Origin of the sequence: Nocardiopsis salina YIM 90010 (genome assembly GCF_000341025.1) — a bacterium.
GTDB classification, from domain to species: domain Bacteria; phylum Actinomycetota; class Actinomycetes; order Streptosporangiales; family Streptosporangiaceae; genus Nocardiopsis; species Nocardiopsis salina.
Genome location: NZ_ANBF01000149.1, coordinates 47,952 through 54,460, shown reverse-complemented (window position 1 = coordinate 54,460; position 6,509 = coordinate 47,952). Strand labels below are relative to the sequence as shown.

General features: G+C 68.7%; 7 protein-coding genes. 5 read left to right on the top strand and 2 right to left on the bottom strand.

Annotated elements, in window-relative coordinates; genetic code table 11:
• The 5 genes from D474_RS0116740 to D474_RS0116720 form a co-directional block, all read left to right on the top strand.
• Positions 1-391: alpha/beta fold hydrolase (locus D474_RS0116740; RefSeq protein WP_017614693.1), on the top strand; the 391-nt coding region annotated here is incomplete at its 5' end.
• Positions 392-633: 242 nt separating this feature from the next.
• Positions 634-1,581, top strand: a complete 948-nt coding sequence (locus D474_RS0116735) for a siderophore ABC transporter substrate-binding protein (RefSeq protein ID WP_017614692.1) — start codon at positions 634-636, stop codon at positions 1,579-1,581.
• A gap of 15 nt (positions 1,582-1,596) precedes the next feature.
• Entirely contained in the window at positions 1,597-2,628 is a 1,032-nt protein-coding gene (locus D474_RS0116730; RefSeq protein WP_017614691.1) for an ABC transporter permease, read from the top strand.
• Positions 2,615-3,625 carry an iron chelate uptake ABC transporter family permease subunit gene (locus D474_RS0116725; protein ID WP_017614690.1) on the top strand — a complete coding sequence of 337 codons (1,011 nt, stop codon included), beginning with the start codon at positions 2,615-2,617 and terminating at the stop codon, positions 3,623-3,625. The genes D474_RS0116730 and D474_RS0116725 overlap by 14 nt, the downstream gene beginning before the upstream one ends.
• Positions 3,622-4,380 carry an iron ABC transporter ATP-binding protein gene (locus D474_RS0116720; RefSeq protein WP_017614689.1) on the top strand — a complete coding sequence of 253 codons (759 nt, stop codon included), beginning with the start codon at positions 3,622-3,624 and terminating at the stop codon, positions 4,378-4,380. The genes D474_RS0116725 and D474_RS0116720 overlap by 4 nt, the downstream gene beginning before the upstream one ends.
• A 52-nt stretch (positions 4,381-4,432) precedes the next feature.
• On the opposite strand, the gene D474_RS34305 is transcribed toward D474_RS0116720, so the two are convergent.
• Both D474_RS34305 and D474_RS33440 read right to left on the bottom strand, forming a co-directional pair.
• Complete coding sequence (locus tag D474_RS34305; protein ID WP_394296534.1) at positions 4,433-4,753, bottom strand: DUF6177 family protein; 321 nt, start codon at positions 4,751-4,753, stop codon at positions 4,433-4,435.
• Entirely contained in the window at positions 4,705-6,396 is a 1,692-nt protein-coding gene (locus D474_RS33440; RefSeq protein WP_239647094.1) for a DUF6177 family protein, read from the bottom strand. Before D474_RS33440 ends, D474_RS34305 begins: the two co-directional genes overlap by 49 nt.
• Positions 6,397-6,509 lie beyond the last annotated feature (113 nt).

Sequence of the window (6,509 nt, the reverse complement as noted above, 5' to 3'; positions counted from 1 at the left end):
CGGCGACCTCATGCGCGCGGCCCTGCCGTGGATGATCGGCCCGCGCGACAGCAAGAGCGCCCGCCTGCTCAACGTGCTGCACGGGCACGACCACCGCATCGAGGCCTCCGACCCGATGGCGCGCTGGTGGACGCTGGTGGCCACGCACTGCCGCTACGCCCTGACGCCGCCGACCCTGACGCTCGAATGCCTGCGGCCGTGGCACGACACCCCCACTGTGGTGGCGACCGGTTCCGAGGACGTGCTGTTCTCCCCGGCGCGTCTGCACGGTCCGGCCCGGCGCCTGCTGAACGCCGACGTCGTGGAGCTGGAGGGGGCGGGCCACCTGTCCCCGTACGAGCGGCCCGGACGTGTGGCCGAGCTGCTCGCCCGCCTGGACCGCCGCACCTGAGCAGACCCCACCACAGAACGTGGGAACCCGCGCACCCTCGGGTGGTGGCGCGGATCACATACATGCCCCCGAGGCGGCGACTCCCCCTGATGGGTCGGGGTTTCAGGTGATCCCCCGACCCTCATGGGGGCGTGTAATACCCCCTGCCCCTTTTGCCTTCCATTGAGCGACATGTAACTTTAGCCTTGCCTTACTAAGCCAAGCCTTACCTGTTGTGAGGCTGCCCCGAGTCTGGAGTCGTCGTGTCCCCACGTTCCGCCGCCTGGTTCTCCCTGCTCCCCGTCTCCGCCCTGGTCCTGGCCGGGTGCAGCACCGGCGCCTCCGGTGAGGACGAGACCGCGGCCGAGACCGTGGCGGTCGACGCCGAGAACGGCGAGATCGAGGTCGAGGCCGACCCGGAGACGGTCGTGGTCTTCGACAACACCCAGCTGGACATCCTCGACGCCCTCGGCGTCGACGTCGCCGGCATCCCCGCCGCCGACGCCGTCCCCGGCTTCTTCGACCACCACGCCGAGGACGAGACCGTCGAGAACGTCGGATCCCTCTTCGAGCCCGACCTCGAGGCCGTCGCCGGGCTCGACCCCGACCTCATCATCAGCGGCGGCCGCAGCTCCGACGCGACCCCGCAGCTCGAGGAGATCGCCCCCACCATCGACATGACCACCGACTCCGCCGACACCCTCGGCAGCCTCAACGACCGGGTGCTGGCCTACGGCGAGATCTTCGACAAGGCCGACGAGGCACGCGCCCTGGCCGCCGAGTTCGAGGAGCGCACCGAGGAGGTCGGTGAGCTCGTCTCGGGGTCCGGTGACGGCCTGGTCGTCATCACCACCGCCGGCGAGATCAGCGCCTACGGCCCCGGCTCCCGCTACGGCTTCTTCTACGACGACCTCGGCCTGGAGCCCACCCTCGACGTGACCAGTGACGACGCCCGCCACGGCGAGGTGCTGTCCTTCGAGGCCCTGGCCGACGCCGACCCCGACTGGCTCTACGTCATCGACCGCGACACCGCCATCGGCGAGGAGGGCGCCTCCCCGGCGGGGCAGGTCCTCGACAACGAGCTGGTCAACCGCACCACCGCCGCCGAGGAGGACCAGATCCTGTACCTGGACTCCGAGGAGGTCTACCTGGTGGGAGGCGTCCAGGCCCATCTCAACGTCCTCGACGACATCGAAGACGCCCTCTCCTAGGAAGCACGCGTCCACGTGGCCTCCACCACAACCGCGCCGGCACGGCCCGGGGAACGGTCCACCGACCGCGCCCCGGGCAGTGCCGCCCCCTACCTCAAGCTCACAGCCGCCGGGCTGGCCGTGCTCGCCCTCGCCGTGGTCAGCCTTTTCGTCGGGGCCAGTGACATCACCCTGCAGCGCCTGATCGAGGACCCCGAGGCACGCGAACTCTTCCTCATCAGCCGGCTGCCCCGCACCCTGGCCCTGCTGCTGGCCGGCGCCGCCATGAGCGTGGCCGGGCTCATCATGCAGATGCTCACCCAGAACCGGTTCGTGGAGCCCTCCACCGCCGGAACGGTCGAGTCCGCCGCACTGGGCATCCTCGTCGTCACGCTGCTCGCCCCCGGGGCCCCGCTCCCGGTCAAGATGACCGCCGCCTGCCTGGCCGCGCTCGTGGGCACGTTCCTGTTCCTCGCGGTGCTGCAACGGGTCGCGCTCAAGTCGTCGCTGATCGTGCCGTTGGTCGGCATCATGCTCGGCGCAGTCATCAGCGCCATCACCACGTTCATCGCGCTGCGCACCGACCTGCTGCAGACGCTCGGGACCTGGCAGTCCGGCGACTTCTCCGGCGTCATGCAGGGCCGCTACGAACAGCTGTGGCTGGTCGGCGCGCTCGCACTGCTCGCCTACCTGGTCGCAGACCGCCTCACCGTCGCGGGGCTCGGACGCGACATCGCCGTGAGCGTCGGGCTCGACTACCGGACCGTCATGGCGCTCGGTGTGGGCATCGTCGCCGTGGTCAGCGGGGTCGTGGTCTCCGTCGTGGGGACCCTGCCGTTCCTCGGCCTGATCGTGCCCAACCTGGTCAGCATGGTCGTCGGCGACCACGTCCGCCGCGGGGTGCCGTGGGTGTGCCTGCTCGGCGGCGGGGTGCTCGTGCTGTGCGACATCCTCGCGCGAGTGATCCGGGCGCCCTTCGAGATCCCGGTCGGCACGGTGCTGGGGGTCGTGGGAGCGGCGGTGTTCCTGTTCATGCTGCTGCGGAGGAGCAACCATGTCCGTCGCTGAACACGAACGCACGACCGTGGCGACGGACGTACCTGATGCTCGCCGCGGCTTCCCCACCTGGGCGCGCATCGCCGTGCTCGCAGGGCTGGCCGTGGTCTTCTCGATCGCATACCTGACCTGGGGCGTGACCGGGAACGTCGCCTACGTCGTCGAGCGCCGGTCGACCGTCCTGTTCACCATGCTCATCGTGGCCTTCGCCGGTGCGATCTCCACCGTCCTGTTCCACACGGTCACCGACAACCGCATCCTCACGCCCTCGATCATGGGCATGGAAGCGCTGTTCGTTCTGGTGCAGACATGCATGGTCTTCGTGTTCGGGCTCGCCGGGCTGTCGATGCTGCCACCGGTCGCGGCGTTCGTGCTCCAGGCCGGGGTCATGGTGCTGTTCGCGATGCTGCTGTTCAAACGCCTGTTCACCGGCGGGATCGGCAGCCTGCACCTGACCCTGCTGGTCGGGATCGTCTTCGGGATCCTGTTCACCAGCCTCGCCCAGCTCATGCAGCGCCTGCTCGACCCGAACGAGTTCACCGCCCTGCAGAGTCGGCTGTTCGCCCGGCTGACCCGCGCCGACCCGGACCTGCTGCCGTGGGTGGCGCTGCTCGTGGTCGGAATCGGGGTGTACGTGTGGCGCCGACACCGACTCTACGACGTGGTCGGGCTCGGGCGTGACACCGCCGTCAACCTCGGTGTCGACCACACCCGGATCGCGATCCGCACGCTCATGATCGTCGCCGTGCTCACCGCGGTCTCCACCGCACTGGTCGGACCGATGACCTTCTTCGGGTTCATGGCGGCCACGCTCGCGTACCAGATCGCCGGGCGGCACGAACACCGCCACGTCATGCCGATCGCGTTCCTCACCGGGCTGTGCGCACTGGTCGGCGGACAGTTCGTGCTCGAACACCTGCTCGGCCACGCCGGCACTCTCACGGTGGTCATCGAGTTCACCGGCGGTGCGCTGTTCCTGTACTTCCTGTTGCGAAAGGCCGCCCGTTGATCGAACTGACCGAGATCACCAAGACGTACGGGGCCGCGACCGTTCTCGACCAGGTCTCGCTGACCATCGAACGCGGCGGTGTCACCTCGATCATCGGGCCCAACGGTGCGGGCAAGTCCACGATGCTCACGATCATCGGGCGCCTGCTCAAGGCCGACGGCGGCACGGTCACCGTCGACGGCATGGACGTGACCCGGGCGCGCGGGCGGGACTTCGCCAAGCGGTTGTCGATCCTGCGGCAGGAGAACCGGTTCACCACCCGCCTGACCGTGCGCGACCTGGTGGCCTTCGGGCGCTACCCCCACTCCCAGGGGCGGATGACCGGTGAGGACAACGACCAGGTCGAGGCCGCACTCGGTTTCCTGGACCTGGTCCCGCTCGGCGACCGGTTCCTGGACGAGCTCTCCGGCGGTCAGCGTCAGCGTGCGTACGTGGCCATGGTGCTGTGCCAGGACACCGACTACGTGCTCCTCGACGAGCCGCTGAACAACCTCGACATGAAACACGCGGTTGCGATGATGCGGCAGATCCGCCGCGCTGCCGATGCTCTGGGCAAGACCGTCGTGATCGTCATCCACGACATCAACTTCGCCTCGGCCTACTCCGACCGGATCGTCGCGATGCGGGAGGGGCGTGTGGCGCACGCGGGTGCGCCGAAGGACATCATGACGTCCGAGGTGCTGCGCGAGGTGTTCGAGCTCGACGTGCGCGTGGAGGAGATCGACGGTTCCCTCATCGGGGTCTACTACCGGTAGCCCTGCCCGGAAGGTTTGCGGTGCCGTGGTGCGGGACAGGACCGTGCGCCCGTCAGACACGCGCGATCCGGTCGCGGCGCAGGTGTTGCACGAGCAGAGGTACCAGGGGTCCCCTTCGTCGGTTCCCTGATCCCCCAGGTCGTACCAGGCGCCGGGCGAGAGCCACGGGCCCAGGGCACACCGCGCACCAGGCCGTTGAGCGCCTCGGACCGGCCCGACCGTGCCACCCCCACGCACCCAGCGCGAACGCTGCCGGCACGGTCGCTCCGGTGAGAAAGGGCCGCCGCGTCAGCTCGGCAGGGCCACGTCCCCGCCGCACCTCCATCACCTCGAGGGAGCCGGCCGCGACCAGTTCCGACGCCGCCTCGGCCACCGGGCCCAGCGGGTGCCCTGTTCCGTGCGATGCGCGTGAGCACGGCGGGGTCCCATCCCATCGACAGCGGTTCGTTCGTTCGCCCCCATGAGCGCAGGCGGGCCACCCACCAGGCCCTCGGCGAGGAACTCGACCGTGCTGCCCAGTTGCACGTCGGGGTCGGCGGGATGGATGGCCTTCACGGAGACCTTCAGGAGGTGCTCGTCCTCACTCGGATCGGGTTCGGAGCGGGGCGGGAACGCGCGCTGTGTTCCGGGCTGCGGTGACACGAAACCGTACGCGGGGTCCCACGACAACGGCTCGGCGGAGAAGCCGTCCCGGTGGCCTCCGCCCTCGGCCACCACCCACCGGATCAGCGGCGTCGTCAACAGTTCCGCCAGAGACCTGGTCACGCGGGCCCCCGGAGAGGTCACGATCTGCACCCCGCGGCGTTCGCGTGCATGAGCGGCCAGGGCCTCCATCACCCACGTCGACGCCGGGACCAGGGGGCGGTCCTCGACGAGAACGGCGGTGTGTTCGGTGACCGCGGCGGTGACGGGGTCGGTCGGCGTAGCGAGGGGAACGCTTCCCGGAATCGATGGGTGATACTCGGGCTCGTGTACGACACCACCGTGATGCCGGACGAGGGAAGCGCAGAGGCGGCGCACCACCTCACCGGCGCCGCGCCGGGCCACGCCCCAGGTCGTCGCCCTCGCTTCGACCCACCACGGTTGCGCCGGGAGGTCGCCCGGGAGTTCCGCGTCGAGTACGCGCTCGGCCTCCGCCGAGGTCGTCTGCTGCTCGGCCGCGCGGACCGTGGCTACGAGGTGGCCGTCCTCGTCCCGGAGCTGCACGAAGGCGCCGTCGGAGACGAGGCGGACCCGGAGTTCGGGGCCGGCCGCGACGAGCGCGCGGGTGAGCCCGTCGATGCCGGGCGGCTGTTCGAGGAGGGCGGTGAGGGTGAGGCTCATGGGGGACTCGTTCTTCAGAGCGGGGAACGTGCGTGACAGGCCACCGAATGATTCAGCTGACCCCTTGTGCTCTTCGCGTGAGTTCCTGCAGGCTGGATGCGGTCTGTTCCTGATCAGCAGGGTCGAGGTATCCGCCGTTGGGATCTTCGGGGCGGCGATCCGCTCACGGAGAGCTTCCACCGGCGTCATCCCTCGCCCGGCTGCTTCTGCAACCTGGTCGATCCACCACCCCTCCGCTTGCCAGGCAGGGGCCCCTGCTGCAGGGCGCGGTACATAACCCCGGGCGTTCTCAGAGTTGGACGCCCAAAGGTAACCGATGATCATCTCGTTCTTGCGCACGGGACGATAAATAATTTCGCCGTCCGCACGGATCTTATAACCAGCGTCGACCTCAGTTGCCACGAAAACGCCCCATTCACGCCCAGCCAGAAAGACGGGATCACTGAGAAATTTTCCTACGATATCCTCAGGTGGCTCGGTTCCCGGATTGAGAATTTGATCCAGGGCAGGCATGTCAGGGCAGGTATGCAAGTCAGCGCCTGGAACGATCTCCCCGGTGTTCGACCGACCTGGCACTCCCTGCCAGCGTTCGATGGACTCGACCGGGGTGAGATCGGCCTCCGCATCGCTCTTCAGCCGATCCTCCCATATTCCGCACATATCGATTCGAGTGTCGATGTCGACCGCATTCATGACGGGCAAGAATTCTGCATCCCGATCCCCCAGGGCAGCAAGCGCACCGACCCTGAGTGGCCAAGGTTCACAAAATAGTAGCGCACGGGACTCGACTCCTTGCCGAGCATGTT